This is a genomic window from Ruegeria arenilitoris (genome assembly GCF_013030265.1).
Classification (GTDB): Bacteria; Pseudomonadota; Alphaproteobacteria; order Rhodobacterales; family Rhodobacteraceae; genus Ruegeria; species Ruegeria arenilitoris_E.
Window position 1 is genome coordinate 300,684 of sequence record NZ_WPZQ01000002.1, and the last position, 25,940, is coordinate 326,623.

Here is a 25,940-nt window from a genome sequence, read left to right on the forward strand (position 1 = left end):
GTCAAACGCAGCCTGATCATTGATTTAATTCGTGTTTAGCTCAGGAAAGACTTGGCTTTCATTGTGTCGGCCACAGGTGCGCCCATGCGCTGCAGGATGGTTGGCGCAAGCTGCAGTTGGTCAATCACGTAGTCAGCATCAGGCCCCTTGGCGTCTCCAAAGTAGTAGAGTGCTGTTTCCTGCTGCAGCGCACCACGCCCGCCATGATGGCCGCGTTCATCTTGCCCATGATCGGCTGTCACGATCACTTCGTAGCCCAGCTGCCGCCAGCGCGGAATGAACGGGGCCAGCATTTCGTCCATGACAAAGCAAGCATGATCCATTTCTTCGCAATCGTGGTAGAAGCGGTGTCCCATGCTATCCAGCGTACAAGTGTGCAGGATGCCATAATCCAACCCGAACCGCAGGCAAAGATTGGTGAGAGTTCCGAACAGATCGACATCCGAGGGCGTCATCTGATTGGCTTTCCCATAGCCGGTCATGCTGTGAAACCGGCCGTGATTGATGTTTTTGCTTTCCGGCTCATCATATTCGATGTCACGGACGTAATCGAACGGATGCCGGTTAAAGAATTGCGACCAGAAGCTGTGGGTCACGGCACCGGTTACGCCATCTGCTTCGCGCACCTGGCTGAAGATGTCCTTATGATCCAGTCGGAAGACGTTGCCGTTGCCGGTACAACCATGCTCCTGCGGCGTAACGCCCGTATGAATCGAGGCATAACAACTGGCCGAAATTGACGGCAAAACTGCCCGCAATTTCCAGACCTGTGCTTCACCGCTGTCGACCCAGCCTTCGAGATTTCCGAAAAGACGGCGAAAGTTGCGCCATGGTACGCCGTCCAGAATTATAAGTAGCAGCTTACGGTCCATCTCATGACCCTTTTGACAGTATTTGTATTCAGGTGATCCTAGCGGATTCGCTTGCTCGGGGTCGCCCGTTCGCGCCCCGAATAGCAAAATCCCGACGCTTGTCAGTAGTCCAAGCGCCGGGATTTCAAAGTTTCATCGGGTTGTTACAGAGAGGGTAGGGATCAGTTCCCCGCACTCTCCATCTTACGATGTGCAACAACCTCTTCCAGCCAGCCCAGATGCATCTCGGGAACCGAGCTGAGCAGCAAGTCAGTATAGTCATCAAACGGCGGGCTCAGAACCTGCGATTTGGAACCATAGCGAACCACACGGCCCTGATACATCACGGCAATCGAGTCAGAGATTGCTTTGACCGTTGCGAGATCGTGAGTGATGAACAGATAGGCGACATCCTCAATCTTCTGCAGATCCAGCAGTAGCTTGAGAATACCGTCCGCCACCAGCGGATCGAGCGCCGAGGTAACCTCGTCGCAGATGATCATCTTTGGCTTCGCCGCCAGTGATCGCGCAATACAGACACGCTGTTTCTGGCCACCGGACAGTTCCGCCGGATAGCGGTCCATGAACTTTTCACCCAGTTCGATCTCATCCAGCAATTCGATGATCCGCTTTCGCTTCTCAGCGCCGCGCATACCGAAATAGAACTCCAGCGGGCGGCCGATGATCGTGCCAACCGTCTGACGCGGATTCATCGCTACGTCAGCCATCTGGTAAATCATCTGCAGCTCGCGCAGGTCCTCGCGGGTACGTCCGGCCAGATCGGGTGAGAGTTTGCGGCCGGCGAAGGTGATCTCACCATCGCGTGGAGGCAGCAGCCCTGTGATCACCCGTGCAAGCGTTGATTTACCCGAACCGGATTCCCCCACAACCGCCAGCGTCTGCCCCGGATGAAGCTCGACATTGACGTTGTGCAGCACATCGAAGTTCAGCCCTTTGTAGCGTGCGGTGATCCCGTCAACGCTCAACACCGGTTCAGGCGTCGGCTTTTTCTCTTCGTGCTCGATCGAGCGGACCGAGACCAGTGCCTTGGTATACTCTTCCTGTGGGTTGTTGATGATCTGATCGGTGTGGCCGTATTCGACGGTGTTACCCATCCGCAGAACCATGATGTCATCGCTCACCTGCGCAACGACCGCGAGGTCATGCGTGATATAGAGCGCGGCAACACCAGTATCTGCGATAGCCTCTTTGATCGCCATCAGAACGTCGATCTGAGTGGTAACGTCCAACGCTGTGGTGGGTTCATCGAACACAACCAGATCAGGCTCGGGACACAGAGCCAGCGCTGTCATGCAACGCTGCAGCTGACCACCCGAAACCTGGTGCGGGTAGCGATCACCGATATTGTCCGGATCAGGCAGGCCCAGCTTGGCAAAGAGTTCCCGCGCGCGGGCTTCAGCCTCCTTGCGCGAGAATTTCTTGTGCTCGACGGCCGCTTCGACAACCTGATCCATGATCTTCTTGGCCGGGTTGAATGATGCCGCGGCGGATTGCGAGACATAGGTCACCTCACCGCCACGCAGATTGCGAATATCCCCCAAAGAAGACTTCATGATATCGCGACCGTTCACCCAGACTTCGCCACCGGTAATCTTCACACCACCGCGGCCATAGGCCATCGAGGCCAGACCGATGGTGGATTTACCGGCTCCGGATTCACCGATCAGTCCCAGCACCTTGCCGCGCTCGAGGTCAAAGCTGACCCCGTGCACGATTTCGATGTCATGGGGCTTCTCGCCCGGCGGATAAACGGTCGCACCGATTTTGAGGTCACGGACCTTGAGAAGGGTATCACTCATCCCCGACCTCCTTTCAGCGATGTGGTGCGGTTCAGGATCCAGTCAGCCACAAGGTTGACCGAGATCGCCAACGTTGCGATGGCGACAGCAGGGTAGAGGGCCGCGCCAATGCCGTAGACGATGCCGTCCTTGTTTTCCTTCACAATACCGCCCCAGTCGGCCAGCGGCGGCTGAACGCCCAAACCCAGGAACGACAGGGTGGAGACAAACAGAACCATGAAGATGAACCGCAGGCCCAGCTCAGCCACCAGAGGCGACAGTGCGTTGGGCAGGATCTCGCGGAAGATGATCCAGGTCTGACCTTCACCACGCAGTTTAGCGGCTTCGACATAGTCCATTACCGCGATATCCACCGCGACCGCGCGGGCCAGACGATAGACGCGCGTGGCGTCCAGAAGGCCCATGACGACGATCAGTACCGGGATGGTCACCGGTACCATCGCCAGAACCACCAGCGCGGTAATCAGCGACGGAATCGACATGATCAGGTCAACCGTCCGCGACATGACCTGATCGGCCCAACCGCCTAGAACCGCGGCCAGAAAGCCAAGGATCGAGCCAGTTACAAAGCTGAGGATCGTTGCGGCCGTGGCGATGAAGATCGTTGTGCGTCCGCCGTAGATCATGCGGCTGAGAAGATCGCGTCCGATGTTGTCAGTGCCCAGCCAGAACTGTGAACTGGATGGTTCCCAGACATCGCCGACGACCTCGGCCATTCCGTAAGGGGCCAGCAGAGGCGCAAATACCGCGATGATGAAGTAAAGGCCTGTGAACGCCAGTCCGATCATTGCAGAGATAGGTATGTTCTTCATTTCGGATGCCTCAGCCTTGGGTTGGCCAGAATGGCAACGATGTCTGCAATCATGTTCAGTCCGATATAGATGGCGGCAAAGATCACACCACAGGCCAGAACCACCGGAACATCACGTTTGGTCACGTGGTCCACCAGATACTGTCCCATACCGGGATAGACGAACACCACTTCGACGACGACGACGCCGACCACCAGATAGGCAAGGTTCAGCATGACAACGTTGACGATCGGGGCAATCGCGTTCGGGAAAGCGTGACGGTAGATGACCTTGAAATTGCTGAGACCTTTGAGTTCAGCAGTTTCGACATAAGCCGATTGCATCACGTTCAGGATCGCGGCGCGGGTCATCCGCATCATATGCGCCAGAACAACCATGGTCAGAACGATCACCGGCAGGGCGATCGCGTTCAGTTTCTGTCCGAACGACATGCTGTCGTTGATCATAGCCAGAGGCGAGAACATGCCCAGCTTCACCGCGATGAAGTAAACCAGGACATAGCCGATCAGAAATTCGGGGATCGAGATCGTGGTGAGTGTGACTGCCGAGATCAGCTTGTCAGGCCAGCGGTTACGATAGCGCACGGCCAGCAGACCAAGGAAAATGGCCAATGGAACCGATACGATAGCGGCCCAGAATGCCAGGAAAAGAGTGTTGCCCAGACGGCTGCCAACGGATTCGGCAATGTCCAGTCTGTTGGTGAGGGATTGGCCCAGATCACCCTGGACGATTCCGCCCAGCCATTCAAAATAGCGCGTCAGAGCGGGACGATTGAGGCCCATTTCTTCGCGTAGGTTCGCTAGGGCTTCGGGGGTTGCGGACTGGCCCAGGACGGCTTGCGCTGCGTCTCCGGGAAGGGCTTCGGTCAGGCCAAAAATCAGGGCCGAAGCGCCAAACAAGAGCAGGAGTCCCAGCGCTAAGCGCTGGAACACCAGTTTGATGATTGGATGCATATGTCAGGATCCGTATCAGACGAACCACATCTTACGCGAAACCTGACCGTTCATCAGTTCGCCGTTGGGATCGGTGTCCCATCCGTCCAGCTGGTTGCTGACAGCATCGACGAAGTCATTGAACATTGGGCAGATCAGACCACCGTTGTCACGCAACATCATACCCATCTGAGAGTAGATGCCTTTGCGCTTGTCGGAGTCCAGTTCGGCGCGTGCAGCGAACAGCATGTCGTCGAACTCTTTGACTTTGAAACGAGTGTCGTTCCAGTCGGCTGTCGACAGATAGGCAGTTGCGTACATCTGGTCCTGAACCGGACGGCCACCCCAGTACGATGCACAGAACGGCTGAACGTTCCAGACTTCGGACCAGTAACCATCGTTAGGCTCGCGCTCGATTTCCAGCGGAATGCCGGCCTGAGCAGCGGTCTGCTGGAACAGGGCTGCAGCATCCACCGCACCCGGGAATGCACCGTCTGCGGTGCGCAGGATGATCGGCGATCCGTCATGGCCGGACTTTTTATAGTGCTCTGCCGCTTTTTCGATGCTGAACTCGCGCTGCGGGATCGTCTCATCAAACAGCGGGTAGGCCGCGTTGATGGGCATGTCGTTTCCGACCGAGCCGTAGCCGCGCAGAATCTTCTCAACCATCTCTTCACGGTTGATGGCGTATTTCAGAGCGGTACGCAGTTCATTGTTGTCGAATGGTGCGGTATCGCAGTGCATGATGAACACATAGTGACCACGGCCCGGTGTGGACTGCACGGTCAGTGTCGGTGCGCGCGAAAGCAGATCGGCAACTTTTGGTTCAATACGGTTGGCCATCTGAACCTGACCAGACTGCAGAGCTGCAGTACGTGCCGTGGTGTCGTTGATCACAACGTTCTCAACACTGTCGAAGTGACCGTAGTCGCTCCAATGGTTTTCGAACTTGCTGAACAGGTGACGTACACCCGGCTCATCAACTTCCAGCTTGTATGGGCCTGTGCCGATACCCGCAGCAGGGTTGTCCATGCCACCATCAGGCTGAATGATCAGGTGATAGTCAGCCATCAGATAGGGCAGGTCGGCGTTCGGCTCGGTCAATGTGACCTGGAAGTTGTTGCCATCGGCCTTCATCGACTCGATGCCCTTCATGATGCCCAGGGCACCGGACTTGGAGTCTTCGTTCGAGTGGCGTTCCATGGTTTTCAGCACGTCTTCGCTGGTCATGGTTTTGCCGTTGTGGAATTCGACACCGTCACGCAGCTTGAAGGTCCAGACCTTCGCGTCGGCGCTGCCTTCCACGCTTTCGGCCAGACGTGCTTCGATGGTTCCGTCCGGAGCAACTTCGACCAGCGTGTCGCCGAAGTGGCGGCCGTTCATGTATGGAACCGAGCTTGCATAAGTCGCCGGGTCCAGCGAGTTGGTCGACTCACCGCCTTGCAGACCCAGTTTCAGGTCGCCGCCCTTTTTCGGGCCCGCCGCACGCGCGGCGTCGGCAAACATTGTGCTGGCCATGGCAGCGGAAACGCCGAGCGCGGCGGCCTTGCCCATGAATTCGCGGCGGGTCATTTTGCCTGCCGTGACCTGACCAGTCATGTGAGTGAGTTGTTCTTTCATCCAAGGATCTCCCAGTTGATAGTGTTTATGCCCTTGGCGGGCTTTTTATTGACGCGTGAGTCAACGTTGGCGTATTTCGGCCGACCGGGCAAGGTTTAATGTCCTGCCTTTTGGTCGCCGGAAATTACATCAGCTTACGTGCTACGGTGTCCTCCTTGGTTGTCGAAAACACCAACACATCATTTTCAAAGGCATTTATTGTTGCACGAAGATGAAAATTCTCGGTGTCGGACCACATTTCGCAGCTGGTATTGGTTTTCAGGCTTAGATTGCCGCGTTTCTGTTCCTGAGTCCAATCACAGGCACCTCGTGCGGAAAGAGGGTCATCCGGGTGAATCGTCCAGATTTCTTGAGCAGATCCACCACTGACCAAGCCATGATCGCAATCTTCAACCAGTCCAAAGTCATCCTCGATAATGAGTTTGACTTCTCCGGTGTTCATATCGGTTTCCACGCGGCGTGAATTGGCAGAATCGCGAAGTGTTTTGATCTTCCAGGGCTCTTCGGCATCCGGTGGCGGAAATGCACATTCGTCCGATATTGCCGTTTCTCGTCGCGGAATTGTGATCTCGCCTTCGGTCAGGTGCAGCTCTGCTGTCTCTGGTGATGGCCATATCAGTGGCCAGTAGGCACTTGAAACGGCAACGCGCAGACGATGCCCCTTTGGAACTCGATAAGCGATCTGATCCAGATCCAGTTCAATTTCATATATCTCGCCCGGGGTGAGCGAGGCCGGGTCGGAATGGCTGTCACGATGGGACAGATTCAACACACCGTAGGTGATTCTTGTCGACGCCCCATCGGGATGGACATGGTTCAACCGCACCGCAATTTGCGCTTGCGCCTTGTCTGAACTGACCTTGAGGCGGATACGCGGCGCGCCGACGATGTCCATGTCATTGTCCAATGGCGAGCTGTCAAAACAGGCTGACAAAGAATCATCAGCCCGCTGGTCGCCCGGCAGATCCGGGCCCAGCCAGATGGCGCAATACTCTCCGCCATCCATACCGCAATGGTGAGGTGAGCGAATGCGTGCACTCAACGAACCACTATCGCCCAACCCGGCATCTGTCAGAGACATGGTCACCTTCGGCAGATGAGACGTTGCTCCCGATGCTTCGGCCACCCAGCGGCCGGGGCGTTCTGCATACCAGCGGGCAGGGCGCACGCCATCCATCAGGTAGGCTCGGTAATCCGGATCATCGGCCACCCCGGTGTCCAGACCTTTCAGCCAATGGTCCCACCACCGAAGTGCTTCCTGCAGGAACCCAATCCTTGGTTCGGGTACTGCAAAGTGTGGGTATTTATGCACCCAAGGGCCAACGATCCCCTTTGCTGGGGCTTCCAACTGCTCAACCAGCAACGGAACAGTGTTCTTGTAGGCGTCACCCCATCCACCAACGGCAAGCGTTGCCGCCTGGATCGCCGAAAAATCCTCGCAGACTGATCCATGCTGCCAGTACTCATCACGTGCCTGATGCCGCAACCAGACGGAGGGCAGGAACGGTTCATTCTCAAGACGGTCCAGCCACAGTTCGCGCCAGTTCGACCGAAGCTCCGGATCGGGTGCACGTGAGGAATAGGACCACATGGTGGCCCCCCAGCCGAGGTTTTCGTTCAAAAGACATCCACCCTTGTAGTGGATGTCATCCGCGTACCGATCTGCCGTCGAGCAGAGTGTAATAATAGCCTTGAGCGGGTCGGGGCGCATCGCGGCCACTTGCAATGCGTTAAAGCCACCCCAGCTGATTCCCATCATGCCGATGGATCCGCTGCACCAGGGTTGTTGTGACAGCCACTCGATGACCTCGACAGCATCATCCAGCTCCTGCTGGGTGTACTCGTCTTCCATCAGCCCTTCGCTGTCGCCATTGCCACGCATGTCAACGCGGATGCAGGCATAGCCACGTTTGGCAAACCAGGGATGAGTAAGCGCATCTCGCGCTGTCGTGCCATCACGCTTTCGATAGGGCAGATACTCAAGAATGGCGGGAACAGGGGACTGTTCAGCATCGGTTGGCCGCCAGACACGAGCCGACAAGCGGCAACCATCGGAAAGCCGGATACCTAAGTCAGGGATTTCTTTTATGTCGCAGAGCGAATTCGGTGCGCGCGTCATTTGTTCAGTCTCGGGTTGTTTGCCATGTTCTTGAAGGGTAAAAACGTCAATCTAACCCCTTATAGCGACAATGAGGTCCATAACATTGGTGCCAGTCGGACCTGTCACCAACAGGGCGCCAGCCTGATCCAGAAAGCTCCCGCTGTCCGCTCGGTTCAGGGCGCTCACAGCACCCTCAGCCCATGTGGTGCCATCGATAATTGCGCCTGCAGCAGAGGTTGGGCCATCGGTGCCATCCGTTCCTCCGATTACGACCGTAATGTCCTCGCAGCTCGCAATCTCACGGGCCAGCGCCAGCCCCAACGCTTGATTGCGGCCACCGCGACCCGGTTTGTCTGGCAACGTGACTGTTGGTTCGCCGCCAAAGATCATTGCTCCGGGTTCCATATTGCGAATTTGCGCACCAATCTTGGCGGCAATTGCCAAATAGTCGTCGTGTAATGCTTCTTCGTTCAGATGAACCGCGTAGCCAGCTTCTTGCGCCGCATCCGCCGCATCGGCCCGAGCATGGGCGTTTGAGGCGATAATGGATGCGGTTGCCTGAAATGCAGGTGTATCGGGCAGGGCTCCGATTCCGGAGCCGATCACATACAAGTCGTCGCCCGGAACATCAGATATCGCCAGAACAGTGACCCGTTTGCCAGAGAAACGTGACAGCAGGCCGCTTCCCTTGATCTGCGATATTTTGCGCCTTTCAGCATTCATCGCGTGAATGTCTAAGCCTTTGGACAACAGATCCTTATTCAGCGCCGCAAGATCATCAAGGGTTTTGCCCGGGACCAGATCTTCGGCCAATGACGAAGCACCTCCTGAGACGAGTAACAGCAAGTGCTCTTCCTGACCCATCGCCTCAACGGCTTCGCGCAATGCACGACCTCCGGTAAGGCTCCGTGCGTCGGGCACAGGATGGGATGCTTCAATCAACTGGACGTGCGAAGGCAGATCATCAGCATGTCCATCCTTGGTGACGACCAAGGTTGGGACCTGTCCAAAGTGATCCAATGCAGCGCTGGCCATCGCCGCAGCGGGTTTGCCAACAGCCAGAATGCGATCGGGCTTCGGTACAGGACCCAAGGCCTTTTGGGTCGCGTTGTATCCGTCGACAGCCGCGACACCGGCCTTCCAGATCTCTACGGCTTGCGTTGCTTGTGTCATTAACTTTCCATCCAGATTGTCACTGGCCCGTCATTGACCAGTTCTACTGCCATATCGGCACCAAACTCCCCGGTCTCGACGGGCACGCCGAGGGCGGCCAGTTGCCGAGCGAATGTTTCGTAAAGATGTTTGCCGGTTTCAGGCGGGGCGGCCGTGGCGAAGCCCGGTCGATTTCCCCGGGATGTATCCGCCGCCAGGGTGAATTGACTGATCACCAATGCGGAACCGTTGATATCAAGTATCGACCGGTTCATTTTGCCGTTGTCGTCCTTGAAAATGCGAAGCTTGGAGATTTTCGCGGCGAGCTGTCCTGCCTTGGTCTCATCGTCTTCCTGCATCGCGCATACAAGGATCAGCAGCCCGGGGCCTGACCGTCCGATGACTGCCTCATCCACTGAAACTGATGCCTGAGTGATTCTTTGAATCAAGGCCCGCATAGCTTGTCCTCACTTCGGGGGTTAGACGGGCGGATTAACCGCGCCAATCGACAATCTCTTCCACTGATGCGCGCTCGGTTCGAAACGCGTTGGCAGGGTGCTCTGCGTCCGGGTAGCCAAAGGATATCGCACACAGGATCAGGCGATCATCCGGTATCTTAAAGTATCGGTGCAGAAACGGGCCATAAGCTGCGACAGCTGCCTGTGGGATTGTGGCGATTCCCAGTGCCTGAGCGGCAAGCGAAAAGGCTGTTACGAACCCGCCACAGTCCATTGCGCCGTACGCGCCCAATTCGGTAGGGCTCGAGATGATTGCACAATGCGGCGCTCCGAACAGAGAAAAATTCTCCATCATCTGCCTGGCCGATGCAGCGCGGTCGCCTTTTTCGATCCCGACGGCTTCATATAGTGCCCAGCCACAGGCACGTCGGCGATCCTGATAAACACCGGAATACGAGCTGGGGAATGGCAAGTCCGGGGCAGGGGTGCCTGTCGCGGCCTCAATCTGAAGTGCTTCACGGAATGTATCCGTGTCATCACCGCTGGTAACGACGACCTTCCAAGGCTGGGCGTTACACCAACTGGGAACACGCATCGCGCTGGACAGGATTTGTTCGATCTGAGCTTTGGGCACCGGATCGCGCTGAAAAGCGCGACAGGAATGGCGCTGATCCAGAAGCAAATTCAAGGCTGCGAATGTCACGGATGGCCTCCCCCCAATCCAACGCGCGGCAGGATGGAGGTGACATTTGAGATGTGCAAGGGGCTAAGTGACCGAAACCCTAGCTGATGTGTTTCGGTCGTCGGAGGTTATTGTTGGCCTGTGGCTAGCAGGTAGCCGACGCCAGCAGCAACAAGTAAACCCAGAACAACTGCAATGGTGATCTTAATCGCAGACCAGGGGCGTTCACCCTGAACCCGGCCGGTCCGGCCGTTCACCACAAATCGATAGGTCTGGCCCCGGTACTTGTACGCTGCCATCCATACCGGCAGCAGGATGTGCTTGAAGGTGACATCCCGCACTTCGGTCTCTAGCGCGTGAATCCTTTGTCTGTCGCCACCGATGTCGAATCGGACATCCCGCTCAATGACTCGCGCCATGTATTGACGGGCTTCCTTGTATCCTTCCTGCAGCTCAACAGTGTAGGCTTCGGCCCGAAACCCGGCCAGGTATTCCGGTTGATAGGGTTCCAATGCCGGAAGATCCCATGGCTCTAGGGCATCAGTATAGCTTTTAGGTAACGAGCGTGAGGCCAGCACCAGTACATCGTCGAAGAAGCGCGCGACACGTCCGGATTTTGGTGTCCAGCGTACCTTGGGAACCTGCTGCTGGACTGGTTTTCCTTCGCGCATAACGGTTCGTGTTTCATAATAAACAACACCCCGTTCGCCGCGATAGCTGGATTTCGTATCGGCATCAAAGGTCCAGTAAGGCACGTAAATGCCTTGCATTTTTCGTCCCTTGCGCGCGTAGTCTTTCAACCCATTTGGTGCAAACCACAAACGGCCCAACCAATCGCCCATCGCCTTGTGCGCCGATCTTTCATCAAGCGCAAAAGGCAAAACGCCCCGAGGTTTGATATGTCGGTTCACTCCCGTGTCGGTTACGACCGGCGTGGCACAAAACGGGCACTCGGCTGCGTGTGTATTCGGATCAAACTCGACCTGAGCTGCACAATTCGGGCAACTCAGAACTCGGGTCTCCTCGATCTCTGTCTCGGGCAGACGATCTGCGATTGCAGCATCGAAATCCAGCTCTCGAAGACTTGCACCACCCCAGGGACCGCTCGAAATCGGTTCTGAATGCCCGCAATGGTCGCAGGTCAATGTGCCATCGCCGGGGTTGAACCGATAGTCTGCGCCACATTGGTCGCAGGGAAAGCGGTGCTCGTTTTCGCTCATCCTCAGATCGCCTTGTTGGTCAGAGCCGATAATGCCGTTAAATCAGTCCAAACCTGCTTCACGCTCCCGGAGGGGGTGGAGGCAGGATCGTGAACAATTGTGCCAATTCCTGAACATCGCCAGCTTTCTTCCAACCGTCCTGACCGGCGGTCCAGACATGGGTGTCCCGGGTGATTTCCCCATCAGTCGCCATGCGTCCCATTTTGGCCTTGGAAAATGGCCCGCTGGTTTGCCCGTCGACCGCGATATGCCAGACATGCTCGACCGGTGGCGGAGGAGGCGGGGCCGCATGCGCTGCCGGTTGCGGAGCAGCGGGGGCGGGCGATCCCCACGGGCCGCTTGGCTGACCCGCTGCCATGTTCGACATCTGTTGTGCCATCGCCATGCCCATTCCCATGCCAAGGCCTGCACCCATGCCGCCACCTTGGCCGGGGTTGTTGGCCGCAGCTGTCATGGCTTCTGCCGCAGAATACTGTGTGAACTTACCCAGATCACCAGCCAGCCCCATCGAGGTACGCTTGTCCAAGGCGGCCTCGACCGCTGGGGGCAGCGAGATGTTCTCGATATAGAACTCAGGCATTTCCAGCCCATAGCCTTCAAGAACCGGAGAGACCTCGGCCGCAATCAATTTGCCAAGATCAGCAGTGTTCGCCGCCATGTCCAGAACCGGAATGCCTGATCCTGCAATAACGCGGCTGAATTCCTGAACGATGATATTGCGGATCTGATAGCTAATCTCGTCCATGGTGAATTCACCATCGGTCCCGACGATTTCAACAAGGAACTTGGCAGGATCCTTGACGCGAACAGTATAGGTCCCGAATGCGCGAATGCGCGTTGGTCCGAATTCCGGGTCCCGCAGCATGATCGGGTTTTTGGTTCCCCATTTCAGGTCGTTGAAACGGGTGGTGTTAACGAAATAGATCTCGGACTTGAAAGGCGACTGGAAGCCGTGATCCCAGTGTTGCAACGTGGTTAAGATCGGCATGTTGTTGGTTTCAAGCATGTATAGGCCCGGCGTGAACACGTCTGCCAATTGCCCCTCATGCACGAACACGGCGGCCTGACCTTCGCGTACGGTTAGCTTGGCGCCGTATTTGATTTCATGCCCTTCACGCTCGAACCGCCAGACCATAGTGTCCCGGGTGTCATCAACCCAATGGATGACATCAATAAATTCTCCGGTCAGAAAATCGAAAATTCCCATTTGGGTTCTCCTGTCCTTGGGGTCAGAGCGACTGACCCATCAATTCGCGTGCAATGATCCGCACCACAGGCCGCGCCTCATCAGCAGTCATGCCGGGTTTAAGGCGTGGATCATAAAGCAGTGTCAGTAGTTTTTCGTCGTGACTTGTCAGCAGGGCGAACTCGTCATCATCGTTGAATATTGAAGGCCGTGCAGAGGGGCTGTCGTTCGGCAGCCCCAAACCTTGTGCGATTTCTTCGTGAATACAGCTGAGCCGAACCAGATCCGGATGTTCGGCACGCACCAGCGCAACCGCGCGCGTGTAGGTGTGGGGCGAGCCGTTGGTGGCCGATGCGAAGACAAAGCAATAGAACGATTTGGGCAGCTTATCGAACAGATCCAGCTGCTTTTGACCGATGCCCGGGATCAGCTGTTTAAGTCGCGCCTGTACGTAAGCCGTATCATCTTCGCCCGCCACAAAGACGTGGAAATTGGCATTTCTGTTGACAGTCGATACCGAATGCCCGGTCAGGCGGGCAAGGCGGGCCGAATAGGATTCAATTCGCGCAGTGTCTTCTTTGCGGCGCTCAGGTGGGACGGATGGACCAAATTCCGGCCCAATACGAACCGGGCCGAACCAGCGGCTGAGCTGCCCGCTGGTTCGGGTCCGACTGGTTGCAACCGACTGTCCCGGATATTCGCTATAAAACGCGATGGCCTCAAAATTCTTGGCTAGGTCTTCGGCGTCATATGGGGTATCCGGTCCACCCCCATCGGTCCTAAGTAGGCCTCGCGTTAGAAGGTTGCTTTGCACCCGTTCATAGTAGCGGGCCAGATCAAGACTGGCGGCCGAAGGAGCAACATATGCATTCGCCGGGACCTGTGGCTGCACAGGCCGGGGTTGCGGCGGTATAGATGTGGTCAGCGCTGCATCACAATTGGCCAGAGCCAAGAGTGATAGTCCCGCCAGAACACGCCTCACCGAAATGTACCGCCGCACGATCAACCCGCCTTAGCCCGGAACCGCAGTTCCGGCGTTGTCGCCGATACCATCCTTGCGTGCCTTTGCTGAGGCCAAAGTGTCGCGCAATTCGGTTTCCATCTTCTGAAGTTCTACTTCTGCAGCCGCACGCTTGGCCTTGCCTTCGTCGGCAATTGCAAGGCTTTCGTTGATCGTTCCGATCAGATCTGCGTTGGCCTGCTTCACGGCCTCAATGTCGAACACTCCACGTTCCATTTCTTCGCGGATCATTTTGTTCGACTGACGCAGATTGGCCGCGTTCGAAGTCAGCAACTCGTTGGTCAGATCATTGGCGTCACGTACCGCTGCTGCAGCTTCGGCGCTGCGCTGGATGGTAACGGCCTGCGCCAGCTGAGTCTCCCACAGGGGGACTGTGTTCACCAGCGTCGAGTTGATCTTGGTGACCAGCGACTTGTCGTTTTCCTGAACCAGACGGATCGACGGAAGCGATTGCATTGTCACCTGACGGGTCAGTTTCAGGTCATGCACCCGGCGTTCCAGATCATCGCGTGCGGCACGCAGATCGCGCAGCTCCTGCGCTTTCATCACCTGATCTTCTTCGGGTGCGGCCTGAACCTCGGCCTCTTTTTCTGGAATTTCCTGGCTGTCTAGCTCGGTCAGTTTTTCTTCGCCCGCTGCAATGTACAGTGCCAGTTCATCATAAAAGCCCAGCGTCTTTTCGTAGAGCAGGTCCAGAGATTTGATGTCTTTAAGCAGAGTATGCTCATGCCCCAGCAGGTCATCCGTGATCCTGTCGATCTGACCCTGGACTGCTTCGAACTGAGCGGTAAATTTGGCGAATGGTGCGGCCCTGCCCAGCAGTCTTTCCCACCAGCTGCGTTCGCGCCGTACATCCAGTTCACTGACCGAGAACCCGCGGATCGTGGTCACGATGTTGCGCAGGCTGTCACCCGCCGGACCAACATCCTTGTTACGCACATCTGCTAGCATTGCCTGGCTGATTTCCTGCAACTCTGCTTGCGCAGACGATCCGAAGGCAACAATCGAGTTCGTGTTGCCCATGTCAATCTCATCCATCCGCTTCCGGATTTCGGCGCTGACGGGTTCGTCGGCCTCTTCAAGCGGGACTACTTCGGCTGCGGGTTCCGGCAGGGTCACGGAAGTGATTTCCTGAACCAATGTTTCAGCTTCGACCGCCTTATTTTTGATTTCATCTGACATGAAGATGTTCCTCGCTCAAATAATAGCCGGTCAGTCCAACCGGACGCCTTCGCGCTGCAGTCTTTCGCGCAACACGTCGATTTCGACCGTCAGATCACTGCGGTCATCCAAAAGCATTTTGCGGGTACGCGCAGCGAAATTCTGTTCGAGATCGTCCAGCAAAGAAGAGTAATCCGCCAAAGCCTGCGCATCGCGGGTTCGGGCATAAACATCGGAAAATTTCACAGTGGCGTCTCGCGCGCCCTGCAAATAGACCGTCAGGTATTTTCGGGCACCGGCCAGATCACGGGGATCTTCCTCGACGGTTCTGAACAGATCGCGCGCAGTGGTTTGAAACCGCTCAACGCGCGCTTCGATCTTGCGATCACCTGCGCGTTTGATCGCGTCCGACATCTCGGTCAAATGCGTTTCTGCGTCTTCAACCACGCGAGCGACACGATCCTGCTGGAAGGTATCGATGCCTTCCATTCCTTTGTCCTTCATCGGATCGATGCCGAACGAGACCGAATGCAGAGCAGTCGCAGCGACCCCATAGAGTACAGGCGCCAGAACGCTGACCTGTGAAGCGGTTTCAGCATCCACAAACTCTGATCGATACGACGCCAGTGCGGCACCCAAACCGGTCAGAACGCTGGAGAATATCTTGCGGGGAAAGGCAGGACGTCTTGCCGTTCGACGTGCATTGTATTCCGCTTCAGCCTTCAGCCCCTCTCTCAACAGCAGCGCTGCGGTAGTTAGCAGACCGGCTGCGATCAGGCCGATAATCATTCCGACCGCGCCATCGTTCAATGACAAGAAGATCAGAGGGATGGCGGGCAAGAACAAAACGTTCGCGCGGGCGCCTGCGGGATTCACGCGGGCGCCGTCGAATTGTCCACGCTCGGGTTGACTATCGGACGACCCTCCACCGTCGGGGCTGAATTTTCCGCCATAGCGTTTAGCCATGCGTCTATAAGCCCCCCAACAAGCCGGTAGATACACCGAACAGCAACACAAGCAGCGCAGCGTAGGCCAGTTTTTGCACTCCGGATCCGGACATAGCGCCCCCTAGTAGCCGCATTTATAGAAAATTTAGTGGAAGCACCGGTCCGGCGCTAGGGGGAAGGTTGCATAACCAACGTCAATTGCGAGGATTCTTGCCGCCGGGGGCCTTTTTCCTTTGCGGACGCTGTGGCCGTTTGGCTTTGGGTTTCTTATCGGGCTCTGCTTCTAACCCCAGCTGGTCACGCAGCACGCGACGCCGGATCTCTTCGACTTCACCCGGTTTCAGATCTCCCAGCTGAAAAGGTCCGTAGGACACACGCAGCAGGCGGTTTACGCTATAGCCGATGTCTTCCATGGCGCGCCGAATTTCGCGGTTTTTGCCTTCGCGCAGCCCGATAGTCAGCCAGGCGTTTGCACCTTGCTGCCGATCAAGCCCAACCGTCATTGGCTGAAACTTTTGCCCGTCAATCACAAGACCTTTGCGAAGTGGCGCAAAGTCTTCATCTTTCGGGCGGCCATTGATCCGGACCCGATATTTGCGGAGCCAGCCGGTTGCCGGAAGTTCCAGTTTGCGTTTGATGCCGCCATCGTTTGTCAGCAACAACAGGCCTTCGGAATTCAGGTCCAGTCGCCCGACACTCATCACCCGGGGCATATCCTCGGGCAACTCGTCGAAGATCGTTGTTCGACCTTTTTCATCTCGTGTTGTTGTCACCAGTCCCACAGGCTTGTGATACAGCCACAACCGGGCGGGCTCGGGCTCGGAAACGGGTTTGCCATCGACCGTGATCTTGTCCCGGGCTGTGACGTTCAGGGCAGGGCTGTCAATCGCCTTACCATTCACCGTCACACGGCCGGCTTCGATCATGCGTTCAGCCTCGCGGCGCGAGGCGATGCCAGCGCGGGCCAGTACTTTGGCGATCCGGTCGCCGGGAGGAGGAGTGTTGCTCATCCTAAGGCCATAACGCATCCCGGCGACTTGCGAAAGCCGGGTTTCTGGGGCAGTCAAGGGCATGACATTCAGATCGCATATGGAACTTGCGCTGCAGGAAGCGCGCGCAGCGGCAGACCGGGGGGAAGTCCCGGTTGGAGCGGTCATTGTGTCGAGGGATGGTCAGGTCGTCGCATCTGCAGGCAATCGGACCCGGGAAATGAAAGACCCCACCGCACACGCTGAAATTCTGGCCTTGCGCGCGGCCTGCGCCGCGACTGGTTCCGAACGTCTGCCGGATCATGATCTCTACGTGACCCTTGAACCTTGTGCCATGTGCGCGGCAGCGTTGGCCGCAGTACGCATACGCCGAATTTACTATGGGGCGTCTGATCCGAAGTCTGGCGGCGTTGCGCATGGGGCGCGGGTGTTTTCGCACCCACAGGCGCACCACACCCCTGAGATCTATGACGGCATTGCTGCAGATGAAGCCGCCGATATGCTGAGGAGTTTCTTTCTCGCGCAGCGAAAGGCTGGGTGCGGCGACTGATACTTTGCACCGATCGACTCGCCGCACACCTTAGTCGTAAATACTTCAGATCTTGATGGCCTTCATCACTTCAGGTTCGATCACATTGACGCCGGGTAGGCCATTGATCAGGTCTTCAGCAGATTGTTCCAGAATCGGAAATGTCTTGTAGTGGCAGGGGATTACGGTCTTGAAATCAAAGTATCGCTTGGCTGCATAAGCCGCGCCCTTCATGTCCATCGTAAAGTGGCCACCTGCAGACAGGATTGCGATGTCGGGTTTATAATAATCACCCATCCAATCCATGTCTGCCATGATGTCAGTATCGCCTGAAACATAGAGCATGTGCCCCTCTGCGGCGATCATGAATCCAACTTCGGTTCCGCCTGTGCGCACCCCGTCCGGTGTTGAAAACGTGGAGCTGTGCGAAGCGGGTACCATGGTGACCTTGATGCCGTTCAGGTTCACTGTCCCCCCCTTATTGAAGCCAATGGTCTCAATTCCTTCGGCCTCGCTCCAGTAGCCCATCAAATCGTATTGTCCGACCACTGGAATTCTCAGGTGTTTGGCCAAAGGCAGCACATCGACGACATGATCGAAATGGGCATGGGTTAGGAGAATGTGAGTTGCATCCTGAACTGCTTCGTCATGATGTTGTTCAGAAAGTGAAGGGTTCCCGGTCAGCCATGGATCGATCAAAAGAACCTGTCCCGCGACCTCAATACGAAAGCTGCCATGCCCCAGCCAAACGATATTCATAATTGTCCTCCTGAAAGTGGTTTAGCCGCAGCCTAGCATCCACTATGTAAAAATCTATGGAATGGATGCGTGAAATAGATGGATACTGCGAACGGTTGTCGCCCGCCTATTGGGCCGAGCCGGTAAACGCAGTAACAAATGCTGCTTTTCTGGTTGCGGCCTTGATTATGTGGTTGCGTGTGCGCGGGCAGGGGATGCCTTTGGCGAACCTGCTGGTAGCGTTGCTGGCGATCATTGGGGTAGGCAGCTATTTGTTCCATACGCATGCCCGGGTCTGGGCCGCGATTGCTGATACAACCCCAATTTTATTGTTCATTCTGGTCTATATCTACGCTGTAAATCGGGACATCTGGAAACTGAAAACGTGGCAGGCTTTGGGATTGACCGCGTTGTTCTTTCCCTACGCAGCACTGACAATTCCGCTTTTCCAATTTATTCCGGGGATCGGTGGATCGGCGGCCTATGCGCCGGTGCCTCTTTTGATCCTGATCTATGCCGCTTTGCTGCGCGGCAGAGATCCGCAAACCGCGCACGGATTGGCTATCGGTGCAGTGATCCTGATCGCCTCTATCACTTTCCGTGCACTGGATGAGCCTATGTGCAACCGCTTGCCGCTGGGTACACATTTTATGTGGCATATTCTCAATGCCATCATGCTGGGATGGATGATCGAGGTGTATCGCAGAGCTGTGGTGCGCAGCCGATTTTCATAGCTGTGATGTAGTGGCTGTCAGGAGTTGGAGCTCTTGATAATCTTCGCGACACGCTCACCGATGATGCGGCTCGACTTGCGGGACGGATGAATCAAATCGAACGAGAAATATGAGGCATCGCCCGGTTTTGCGACATCCTGAGCAGAGACATAGATGATGCCGTCATCATGCTCGGCAAGTTTCGCTATGCGCGCTTCAAACTCGTCACCTTCGCTTTTGCAATGCTCAATCGGAGTAATCAGTTCAGGGCTTCGCAGATAGCCGACATAAATTACTTTCGTGCCAGTCTTACGGATTTCGCGCAGGAAGCTGGGAACTTGCCCGGATTGCCCATCGGCCGAAATCATCTTGTTCAGAACGGGTCCGCATCTTGAACAACCGCACCCAAGCATCAGGTCGTTGCCGCCACCGTTTACAATGGCCCAGTCCCACTGACCCTCGATGAACTGAGCCTGAACACCTGAGGTTGGCTTTCCATCGTCGGTGAATCTTGTTTGCATCCATGCCGCCGAGGCCGATCGGTCCAGAACTGGTGCGCCGATCCTCTCTTCGACGACGTCCGGAATGGCTGAACCTGACATGGAATTCCACGCCATAAGCGAGTCGCCAACAGCAATAACTTTTGCGTCGGGCGTGCTTGACGGAACTTCCTGGCATCCCATCAGGAAGCTGATCAGACCAATTAGCAGAAACAGTTTTTTGGGCATGGCAGACTCAGTTTTGGAAATGTCTTTTGAACAAAAAGACAGGCAATTGGTAAATTCGAGGTTAATCTCTAAATGATACTATATTTGCGAGCTATTCAGTTTCGAAAAGCCGATGCAAGCTGATCGGGCAAATCAAATTCTTTGAGGACACGCGCACGACCTTCATCAGACATTTTGCGTGCTGTTTTTTCGACAATGCTCTGAATCTTTTCAGCCGAATGCTTGGAGGCGAAGGGCTGAAAATACCACTTCAGGAAGACAAAGCAGATCACATCTTCCAGGGCCTGCACTTCGGCGTCTCTTTTGATGCCTTGCTTGCGCAGCATGCGTCCCACTGCATCAATCTGATCCGGTTCGTAACCCGCCCGCGCCATCAAATATGCGACAACCTGAGCATGATGTTCGCCTTGAGCGCGCCGCCATGTAAGATATCCGGTCCGACCTACCGGATACTCAGATCGTGCAAGTTTCCAGCGTTCGACATGTTGCCCGCGTGCTGCGATCTGCAAAGGTTCCGAGGCGCCTGGGAACAGGCGATTCAGTTCTGCAGTCATCCGCTTTCCATAGAGCAGAGTCTCAGGCTGGTTATCATCCATGTTGGGATCGGCAGAGTTGGCCGCATCAATGGCGTCCAGCACTTTTTGCATCCGCGCGCTCATTTTTCGCTCCGGTCCTTGCTTGGCTTCAGGCGTAGTGCCGCATGTCGCCGCGATAGCTTGATCTGTTCACGTTAATGAATGGCTGAGCGGATTGCAGCATTCAATCGAAAAGAAGCGAAGCAGAGAATAAATAGGCCGGATTTAGGGGGCGAGTTTTAGAGATATGTATCAGGGCCGGGCCATAGGGGAGGGAATGGCCCGGCCATCTTGCAATCATCATCCGGTTATTTGCGAATGGCAGACTTATCCTGAGTTACCTGATCGGCCGACTGGTCGGGGAAAGTCAGCAAGGGGGTCAAGTTGGTATCAGGAATGCCCAGAGCCATTGCTGGCGCAGACAATGTTGCAAGTGTCAGTGAAAGGGTGATCATCAGGGATTTCATGGCCGTTCTCCAAACTGAACTGTTCCGTTCACTTCATTAAGTGTTGGCACCGCCGGTCTTCAATGGAGAAAGTGAACTAACGGGTTCACTTCTGTGCATAGCAGGTATTCAAATCTGATTAGGTCAACTCCTAAGACGACTCGAACAAGGCAGGGAGTTCATTGTGCACAGTGTTTGCCAGTGGTCTTGCGACTGCTGCGGCAGACAGGTAAATGCCGGGTAACGCATATGAGGGTTCCCATGTCGATTGACCAAAGCACCGCCGCCAAGGTGGCCAAACTGGCCCGGATCAAGGTCGAGGATGACGCGCTGCCGGCGCTGGCATCTGAATTCAACACCATTCTTGGGTTCATCGAGCAATTGAATGAAGTAGACGTCGAAGGCGTTGAGCCGATGGTTTCGGTCGAGCCGATGCGCCTGAAACGTCGTGAGGATGTGGTCACCGATGGCAATCAGCAGGACAAGATTCTGGCCAATGCCCCCGATGCACGCGAAGGCTTTTTCGCCGTTCCCAAGGTTGTGGAGTAAGACATGAGCGATCTGAACAAACTGGGCCTGGCCGATGCTCGTGACGCGTTGCGCGCTGGTGACGTAACCTCTGTCGAGCTGACAGAATCCTGCCTGAAGGCGATTGATGACGCAGATGCGCTGAACGCTTTTGTCCACAAAACGCCCGAGATCGCGCTCGAGCGCGCCAAGGCGGCGGATGAGCGGATCAAGGGTGGTGATGCCCCTTCAATGTGTGGCTTGCCTATTGGTATCAAGGACCTGTTCTGCACCAAGGGTGTCCCCTCACAGGCGGCTTCGAAAATTCTTGAAGGTTTCAAGCCTGAATACGAATCCACTGTCTCCCAACAACTGGCCGATTCAGGCGCGGTAATGTTGGGTAAGCTGAACATGGACGAGTTTGCCATGGGTTCGTCCAACGAAACATCGATCTACGGCAACGCGGTCAGCCCGTGGCGCCGTGGTAACGACGACGCGCAGCTTACGCCGGGCGGCTCATCGGGTGGTTCTGCCTCTGCTGTGGCTGCAGATCTGTGCCTTGCTGCCACCGGTACTGATACTGGTGGTTCGATCCGCCAGCCTGCTGCCTTTACCGGCATCACCGGTATCAAGCCAACCTACGGACGCTGCTCTCGCTGGGGCATCATCGCGTTTGCATCTTCGCTGGATCAGGCCGGTCCGATGACCAAGAACGTGCGCGACGCGGCAATCATGCTCGAAGCGATGTGCGGTCACGACTCGAAGGATTCCACCAGCGCGGAACTGGCCGTCCCGAATTTTGAGGCGATGCTGACCGGTGACATCAAGGGCAAGAAAATCGGTATCCCTAAGGAATACCGCATGGAGGGCATGCCCGCCGAGATTGAGAAGCTGTGGGCCGATGGCGCTGAAATGCTGAAAGCAGCAGGTGCCGAGATTGTCGATATTTCTCTGCCGCACACGAAATATGCGCTGCCTGCATATTATGTGATCGCTCCGGCCGAGGCTTCGTCGAACCTCGCCCGCTATGACGGTGTGCGCTATGGCCGCCGTGCCACGCTGGCGCAGGGTGATGGCATCACCGAGATGTATGAAAAGACCCGTGCCGAGGGCTTTGGCCACGAAGTTCAGCGCCGTGTCATGGTCGGAACCTATGTTCTGTCGGCTGGTTTCTATGATGCCTACTACAACCGTGCACGTAAGGTGCGGAACCTGATCAAGAAAGACTTTGAAGATGTCTTTGCCGCAGGTATCGACGCCATCCTGACCCCGGCCACGCCTTCGGCCTCTTTCGGTCTGGGTGAAATGACCGAGGCTGACCCTGTTCAAATGTATTTGAACGACGTGTTCACGGTGACCGTAAACCTGGCTGGTCTGCCCGGTATTTCGGTGCCTGCTGGTCTGGACACACAAGGTCTGCCATTGGGGCTGCAGTTGATCGGTCGCCCGTGGGAAGAAGGTGACCTGCTTAACACCGCCTACGCCCTTGAAGAGGCCGCAGGGTTTGTGGCCAAGCCCGGGAAATGGTGGTAAGCCTCAGGGCAACAAAACTAAGCAGAGCGGAGCAGCCAAATGCGCAAATTGCTTCTGATCTCGGCCATTGGGCTAATCGCTGGATGTGAGACCGTGGCACCAGTTGCCGGGACAGGTTTCAACACGCCCCAGTATCAGGCGCAGCGCGAAGCGCAGCTGGCAGGGCAGGGTGTTGCGGGAAATCCGCTTCTGCCTCCGTCCGAAGTCTCGCAGCAACCGCTGTCGGCGCAAGGTGCGGCGACAGCGATACCGCCGACCACCGGTGACAGCGCTGGCGACATCGCAAATCAGACGGCCGCCGCACTGGCGAGCACGTCGGGGCAGACGGTATCGTCCACAACCGTAGCTCCTTCGAGCAATACCGGTATATCTGACGAACAGGATTTCGGCGCTGTATCCAACCGGCGTAGCATCGAATCTGACGCCGCGCGGATTGAACAGAACCGCCAGACCTATGAAGTGGTCGCGCCAACCGCGGTGCCTCAGCGTAGCCAGGATGGTCAGCCCAATATTGTACAATATGCGCTGAGCACATCTAACCCGGTTGGTACGCAGCTTTACAGCCGCGCTGGTTTTAACCTGCAGGCCAAAGCTGAACGGAACTGTGCTCAGTACCCATCATCGGATCAGGCGCAGATCGCATTCCTGTCCAATGGTGGCCCGCAGCGGGATCGCAAAGGTCTGGATCCCGACGGTGATGGATTTGCGTGCAGCTGGGATCCAAGCCCGTTCCGCAGTGCGGTCAACAACTGAGTCGCTGGTGCCGATCTGGCACCCGTCCCCTAATTTCGGACCACGCCGGGATGGTCTCGAACCGTCTTTGGTGGTCATCCACTATACAGCCATGGATTCTGCCGAGGCGGCGCTTGAACGCCTGTGCGACCCGGCCGCCGAGGTGTCGGCGCATTACCTGATCGCTGGCGATGGGCGCCTTTGGCAGATGGTTCGTGAGGAAGACCGCGCGTGGCACGCTGGCGCAGGGGAATGGCGAGGCCAAAAGGATATCAACTCCCGTTCAATCGGAATCGAGCTCGACAATCGTGGCGATCACCCGTTTTCCGAACTCCAAATGGCAGCTCTGGAGAATCTGCTTCAGGACATCATGGATAGGTGGGGCATAGCTCCTGATGGGGTGATTGGTCATTCTGACATGGCGCCCGGTCGCAAGTTCGATCCCGGAGCACGTTTTGACTGGCAAAGACTAGAACGGAAGAAACTGGCGCAACAACGCAGCTTTGGTGAAAATCCGCAAGCTGCAGCGATGCAATCGTTTCGTGCTTTAGCGCATGATGCAGGGTTCACAGCCGAAGCCGATGACGAGGTTCTGTTGGCCGCTGTTCGGCTAAGATACCGCCCCTGGGCGAAAGGGCCATTAGAGCCGACTGATCTTTCCCCGCTTCGCAATACTATTCGCCGGACCTGACTGCGCTTCACTTAGCTGCAAATGCCAAAGGGTTGAATTGGCTGTTGGCAAACAAGGAGCTGTCCCCTTCGTCACCGTCTACACTTGACGTTGTCACGCCTTAGGCATACCCACTCCCGGCGCGGAGGGCCGGATGGCCGCTGGGGTGCAAACCCGAGAGGAAAGTCCGGACTCCACAAGGCAACGGTGCCGGGTAACGCCCGGGCGGGGAAACCCGACGGAAAGCGCCACAGAAAACAAACCGCTTTGGTGATTCAGAGGTTCGCCTCCGGCAATCCAGAGTAAGGATGAAACGGTGGGGTAAGAGCCCACCGCGTCCTTGGCAACAGGGATGGCACGGCAAGCCCCACCGGGAGCAATGCCGAATAGGGTCCCCGCGCGGGCCGGTCGGCGTAAGCCGATACCGCCGCTAGGCATGCCTTGGCCGAGAGGGACCGGGTTGGCAGCTGGAGCCGTGCAGCAATGCACGGCCTAGATGAATGGTCATCGAAGGGGGTAACCCCTGAACAGGATCCGGCTTACAGGCCCTCCGCGCAAGTTTTCCTCAACCTCCCGGAGGTGTGTAGACACCGGTCAGTTCAGCAGCCTTTTCGGTGATTGCCACAAAGTCCTCTGCGGTCCAGGCGCGTACGGTTTCTACATCCGAAACTGCGCCCGAAGCAGCGACAGCCATTCCGACGGCGACAGCGTCCGTACCATCCGGGGCTTCGCTAATGACAACCACATCGTTTCTGCCGGTCGTGACATAAAACGAAATCAGTCTGCCGCCGACTTTTTCCAACAATGCCTTTACGGGGCCAGTGCGATTTTCCGGCTTCTTCAGCATCCCTTTGACGCCCGCATGTGAATATGACGCGTAGGTAATGAAAATAGGCATATCGATCTCCTAACGAGAGGGTTTTGGGACCATTGATTGGGCCGGTCCCCTGGCCGGATAATTTACTCAGCTTGCTGAAAAGATCGGAGCAGAGATCAGCCAGACACCAAAAGCGATCAGGACAATCCCTGTCGCAGGGGCAACCCACTGGGCGCGAGGAAGCAATTTTTCCAACGCCACATACAGTGCTATCCCAACGATCCAGAGCAGGTTCATGATGCCACCCACAAAGAGAAGGGCCATCAACGCCCAACAGCAGCCAAGGCAATAAAGCCCGTGTAGCGTGCCGGTGCGAAGCGCTCCTGTCGCGCCGGAACGATGATGCTTTGCGAGGAATTGTGCGGGGCTTTGGCAGTGACGTAGACAAGCGGTTTTCAGGCTTGAAAGCTGATAGACGCCGGCTGCAACTAATACGAATCCTGCAAAGGTCTTGGACCGGATTGTCATCATCGGCCCATCCGACAGCCCAATGTGCTCCAAACCCCATTGAGCGCCCGTTGCAAGCGCGCTGAAGGCAGCCCACGCTATGAGATAACCCGACAGGAAAACGAGGCCGAGCAGGGCGACCTGGTCCTTTTCAGACCCCATTCGTTTGATCGCAACATAGAGCAGGACGGTCGGCGCGGCGCTGGGTGTCATCATCGCGATCATCATCACCCACCACATCAGAAAGATGAGCACCCAATAGGTGGCGCTCCAGTGCGGTGCAGCACCCATCGACATCGGTTCGCCTATTGGGCCAGCCATGCGTGTCATCTGAATGGCGGACATTTCCATGCCAACGCCCGCGATAGTGTACCAGGATGCACCCAACAGAATCAGGCAGACACTGAACAGAACAATTGTGCGATCATGCCTTAACAGGCTCTCGACCGCCCCGGTTTGGGGCGGCTTGGAATTGATAGACACAGGATCGCTC

Annotated in this window: 27 protein-coding genes and 1 other RNA gene; 7 read left to right on the plus strand and 21 right to left on the minus strand. The window is 56.4% G+C overall.

Features of this window, described 5'->3' with window-relative positions:
- Nucleotides 1-35 precede the first annotated feature (35 nt).
- The 15 genes from GOX61_RS04335 to GOX61_RS04405 form a co-directional block, all read right to left on the minus strand.
- Nucleotides 36-872 (minus strand): alkaline phosphatase family protein, encoded by an 837-nt coding sequence (locus tag GOX61_RS04335; RefSeq protein ID WP_170331531.1) that lies wholly within the window; start codon nucleotides 870-872, stop codon nucleotides 36-38.
- Between the two features lie 161 nt (nucleotides 873-1,033).
- Nucleotides 1,034-2,671: an ABC transporter ATP-binding protein gene (locus tag GOX61_RS04340; protein WP_155145409.1), complete on the minus strand. Its 1,638-nt coding sequence runs from the start codon at nucleotides 2,669-2,671 to the stop codon at nucleotides 1,034-1,036.
- On the minus strand, nucleotides 2,668-3,483 hold the full coding sequence (locus tag GOX61_RS04345) for an ABC transporter permease (RefSeq protein ID WP_155145408.1): 816 nt from the start codon (nucleotides 3,481-3,483) through the stop codon (nucleotides 2,668-2,670). Before GOX61_RS04345 ends, GOX61_RS04340 begins: the two co-directional genes overlap by 4 nt.
- Nucleotides 3,480-4,436, minus strand: a complete 957-nt coding sequence (locus GOX61_RS04350) for an ABC transporter permease (RefSeq protein ID WP_155145406.1) — start codon at nucleotides 4,434-4,436, stop codon at nucleotides 3,480-3,482. Before GOX61_RS04350 ends, GOX61_RS04345 begins: the two co-directional genes overlap by 4 nt.
- Before the next feature lie 15 nt (nucleotides 4,437-4,451).
- Nucleotides 4,452-6,035, minus strand: coding sequence for an ABC transporter substrate-binding protein (locus GOX61_RS04355; RefSeq protein ID WP_155145404.1), 1,584 nt, complete (start codon nucleotides 6,033-6,035; stop codon nucleotides 4,452-4,454).
- A 124-nt stretch (nucleotides 6,036-6,159) separates the two neighbouring features.
- Nucleotides 6,160-8,154 carry a CocE/NonD family hydrolase gene (locus tag GOX61_RS04360; protein ID WP_170331534.1) on the minus strand — a complete coding sequence of 665 codons (1,995 nt, stop codon included), beginning with the start codon at nucleotides 8,152-8,154 and terminating at the stop codon, nucleotides 6,160-6,162.
- A 51-nt stretch (nucleotides 8,155-8,205) separates the two neighbouring features.
- Nucleotides 8,206-9,309, minus strand: a complete 1,104-nt coding sequence (locus tag GOX61_RS04365; RefSeq protein ID WP_170331536.1) for a glycerate kinase type-2 family protein — start codon at nucleotides 9,307-9,309, stop codon at nucleotides 8,206-8,208.
- Complete coding sequence (dtd, locus tag GOX61_RS04370) at nucleotides 9,309-9,746, minus strand: D-aminoacyl-tRNA deacylase (protein WP_170331538.1); 438 nt, start codon at nucleotides 9,744-9,746, stop codon at nucleotides 9,309-9,311. The genes GOX61_RS04365 and dtd overlap by 1 nt, the downstream gene beginning before the upstream one ends.
- 34 nt (nucleotides 9,747-9,780) lie before the next feature.
- Nucleotides 9,781-10,449 (minus strand): nitroreductase, encoded by a 669-nt coding sequence (locus GOX61_RS04375; protein ID WP_170331540.1) that lies wholly within the window; start codon nucleotides 10,447-10,449, stop codon nucleotides 9,781-9,783.
- A 107-nt stretch (nucleotides 10,450-10,556) separates the two neighbouring features.
- Entirely contained in the window at nucleotides 10,557-11,648 is a 1,092-nt protein-coding gene (locus GOX61_RS04380; protein ID WP_170331543.1) for a TFIIB-type zinc finger domain-containing protein, read from the minus strand.
- Between the two features lie 58 nt (nucleotides 11,649-11,706).
- Entirely contained in the window at nucleotides 11,707-12,855 is a 1,149-nt protein-coding gene (locus GOX61_RS04385; RefSeq protein ID WP_155145394.1) for an SPFH domain-containing protein, read from the minus strand.
- A gap of 22 nt (nucleotides 12,856-12,877) precedes the next feature.
- The gene (locus tag GOX61_RS04390; protein WP_217353758.1) at nucleotides 12,878-13,840 is read right to left on the minus strand and encodes a DUF2927 domain-containing protein; all 963 of its coding nucleotides are present in this window, start codon (nucleotides 13,838-13,840) and stop codon (nucleotides 12,878-12,880) included.
- 6 nt (nucleotides 13,841-13,846) lie between these two features.
- Entirely contained in the window at nucleotides 13,847-15,037 is a 1,191-nt protein-coding gene (locus GOX61_RS04395) for a toxic anion resistance protein (RefSeq protein ID WP_170331547.1), read from the minus strand.
- 30 nt (nucleotides 15,038-15,067) lie between these two features.
- The gene (locus GOX61_RS04400; RefSeq protein ID WP_170331549.1) at nucleotides 15,068-15,982 is read right to left on the minus strand and encodes a 5-bromo-4-chloroindolyl phosphate hydrolysis family protein; all 915 of its coding nucleotides are present in this window, start codon (nucleotides 15,980-15,982) and stop codon (nucleotides 15,068-15,070) included.
- A 175-nt stretch (nucleotides 15,983-16,157) separates the two neighbouring features.
- Nucleotides 16,158-16,973 (minus strand): pseudouridine synthase, encoded by an 816-nt coding sequence (locus GOX61_RS04405; RefSeq protein ID WP_254436742.1) that lies wholly within the window; start codon nucleotides 16,971-16,973, stop codon nucleotides 16,158-16,160.
- A gap of 61 nt (nucleotides 16,974-17,034) precedes the next feature.
- Between GOX61_RS04405 and GOX61_RS04410 the strand changes: the two genes are divergently transcribed.
- Nucleotides 17,035-17,502 (plus strand): nucleoside deaminase, encoded by a 468-nt coding sequence (locus tag GOX61_RS04410; RefSeq protein WP_170331553.1) that lies wholly within the window; start codon nucleotides 17,035-17,037, stop codon nucleotides 17,500-17,502.
- A 45-nt stretch (nucleotides 17,503-17,547) separates the two neighbouring features.
- Here GOX61_RS04410 and GOX61_RS04415 read toward each other — a convergent pair whose 3' ends face one another.
- Nucleotides 17,548-18,240 (minus strand): metal-dependent hydrolase, encoded by a 693-nt coding sequence (locus GOX61_RS04415; RefSeq protein WP_170331555.1) that lies wholly within the window; start codon nucleotides 18,238-18,240, stop codon nucleotides 17,548-17,550.
- Nucleotides 18,241-18,296: 56 nt separating this feature from the next.
- On the opposite strand from GOX61_RS04415, the gene GOX61_RS04420 reads away from it, so the two are divergent.
- The gene (locus GOX61_RS04420; RefSeq protein WP_170331557.1) at nucleotides 18,297-18,953 is read left to right on the plus strand and encodes a ceramidase domain-containing protein; all 657 of its coding nucleotides are present in this window, start codon (nucleotides 18,297-18,299) and stop codon (nucleotides 18,951-18,953) included.
- 17 nt (nucleotides 18,954-18,970) lie between these two features.
- On the opposite strand, the gene GOX61_RS04425 is transcribed toward GOX61_RS04420, so the two are convergent.
- The 3 genes from GOX61_RS04425 to GOX61_RS04435 all read right to left on the minus strand — a co-directional run bounded on the left by GOX61_RS04425 (nucleotide 18,971) and on the right by GOX61_RS04435 (nucleotide 20,702).
- Nucleotides 18,971-19,660 (minus strand): SGNH/GDSL hydrolase family protein, encoded by a 690-nt coding sequence (locus tag GOX61_RS04425; RefSeq protein ID WP_170331559.1) that lies wholly within the window; start codon nucleotides 19,658-19,660, stop codon nucleotides 18,971-18,973.
- A gap of 95 nt (nucleotides 19,661-19,755) precedes the next feature.
- Nucleotides 19,756-20,319 (minus strand): DUF4202 domain-containing protein, encoded by a 564-nt coding sequence (locus tag GOX61_RS04430; protein WP_170331561.1) that lies wholly within the window; start codon nucleotides 20,317-20,319, stop codon nucleotides 19,756-19,758.
- Nucleotides 20,320-20,543: 224 nt separating this feature from the next.
- Nucleotides 20,544-20,702: a hypothetical protein gene (locus tag GOX61_RS04435; protein WP_170331563.1), complete on the minus strand. Its 159-nt coding sequence runs from the start codon at nucleotides 20,700-20,702 to the stop codon at nucleotides 20,544-20,546.
- A 240-nt stretch (nucleotides 20,703-20,942) separates the two neighbouring features.
- On the opposite strand from GOX61_RS04435, the gene gatC reads away from it, so the two are divergent.
- The 5 genes from gatC (at nucleotide 20,943) to rnpB (ending at nucleotide 24,681) form a co-directional block, all read left to right on the plus strand.
- On the plus strand, nucleotides 20,943-21,230 hold the full coding sequence (gatC, locus tag GOX61_RS04440) for an Asp-tRNA(Asn)/Glu-tRNA(Gln) amidotransferase subunit GatC (RefSeq protein WP_155145374.1): 288 nt from the start codon (nucleotides 20,943-20,945) through the stop codon (nucleotides 21,228-21,230).
- Nucleotides 21,231-21,233: 3 nt separating this feature from the next.
- The gene (gene gatA, locus GOX61_RS04445) at nucleotides 21,234-22,721 is read left to right on the plus strand and encodes an Asp-tRNA(Asn)/Glu-tRNA(Gln) amidotransferase subunit GatA (RefSeq protein ID WP_170331565.1); all 1,488 of its coding nucleotides are present in this window, start codon (nucleotides 21,234-21,236) and stop codon (nucleotides 22,719-22,721) included.
- A 39-nt stretch (nucleotides 22,722-22,760) separates the two neighbouring features.
- Nucleotides 22,761-23,474 (plus strand): hypothetical protein, encoded by a 714-nt coding sequence (locus tag GOX61_RS04450; protein ID WP_170331567.1) that lies wholly within the window; start codon nucleotides 22,761-22,763, stop codon nucleotides 23,472-23,474.
- Nucleotides 23,419-24,144, plus strand: coding sequence for an N-acetylmuramoyl-L-alanine amidase (locus GOX61_RS04455; RefSeq protein ID WP_170331569.1), 726 nt, complete (start codon nucleotides 23,419-23,421; stop codon nucleotides 24,142-24,144). Before GOX61_RS04450 ends, GOX61_RS04455 begins: the two co-directional genes overlap by 56 nt.
- A gap of 121 nt (nucleotides 24,145-24,265) precedes the next feature.
- An RNA gene (rnpB, locus tag GOX61_RS04460) (RNase P RNA component class A) lies at nucleotides 24,266-24,681 on the plus strand.
- Nucleotides 24,682-24,688: 7 nt separating this feature from the next.
- Here the strand turns inward: rnpB and GOX61_RS04465 are convergent.
- Nucleotides 24,689-25,021, minus strand: coding sequence for a GYD domain-containing protein (locus GOX61_RS04465; protein ID WP_155145366.1), 333 nt, complete (start codon nucleotides 25,019-25,021; stop codon nucleotides 24,689-24,691).
- A 66-nt stretch (nucleotides 25,022-25,087) separates the two neighbouring features.
- The gene (locus tag GOX61_RS04470; RefSeq protein ID WP_170331571.1) at nucleotides 25,088-25,930 is read right to left on the minus strand and encodes a DUF2182 domain-containing protein; all 843 of its coding nucleotides are present in this window, start codon (nucleotides 25,928-25,930) and stop codon (nucleotides 25,088-25,090) included.
- Between the last annotated feature and the right edge of the window lie 10 nt (nucleotides 25,931-25,940).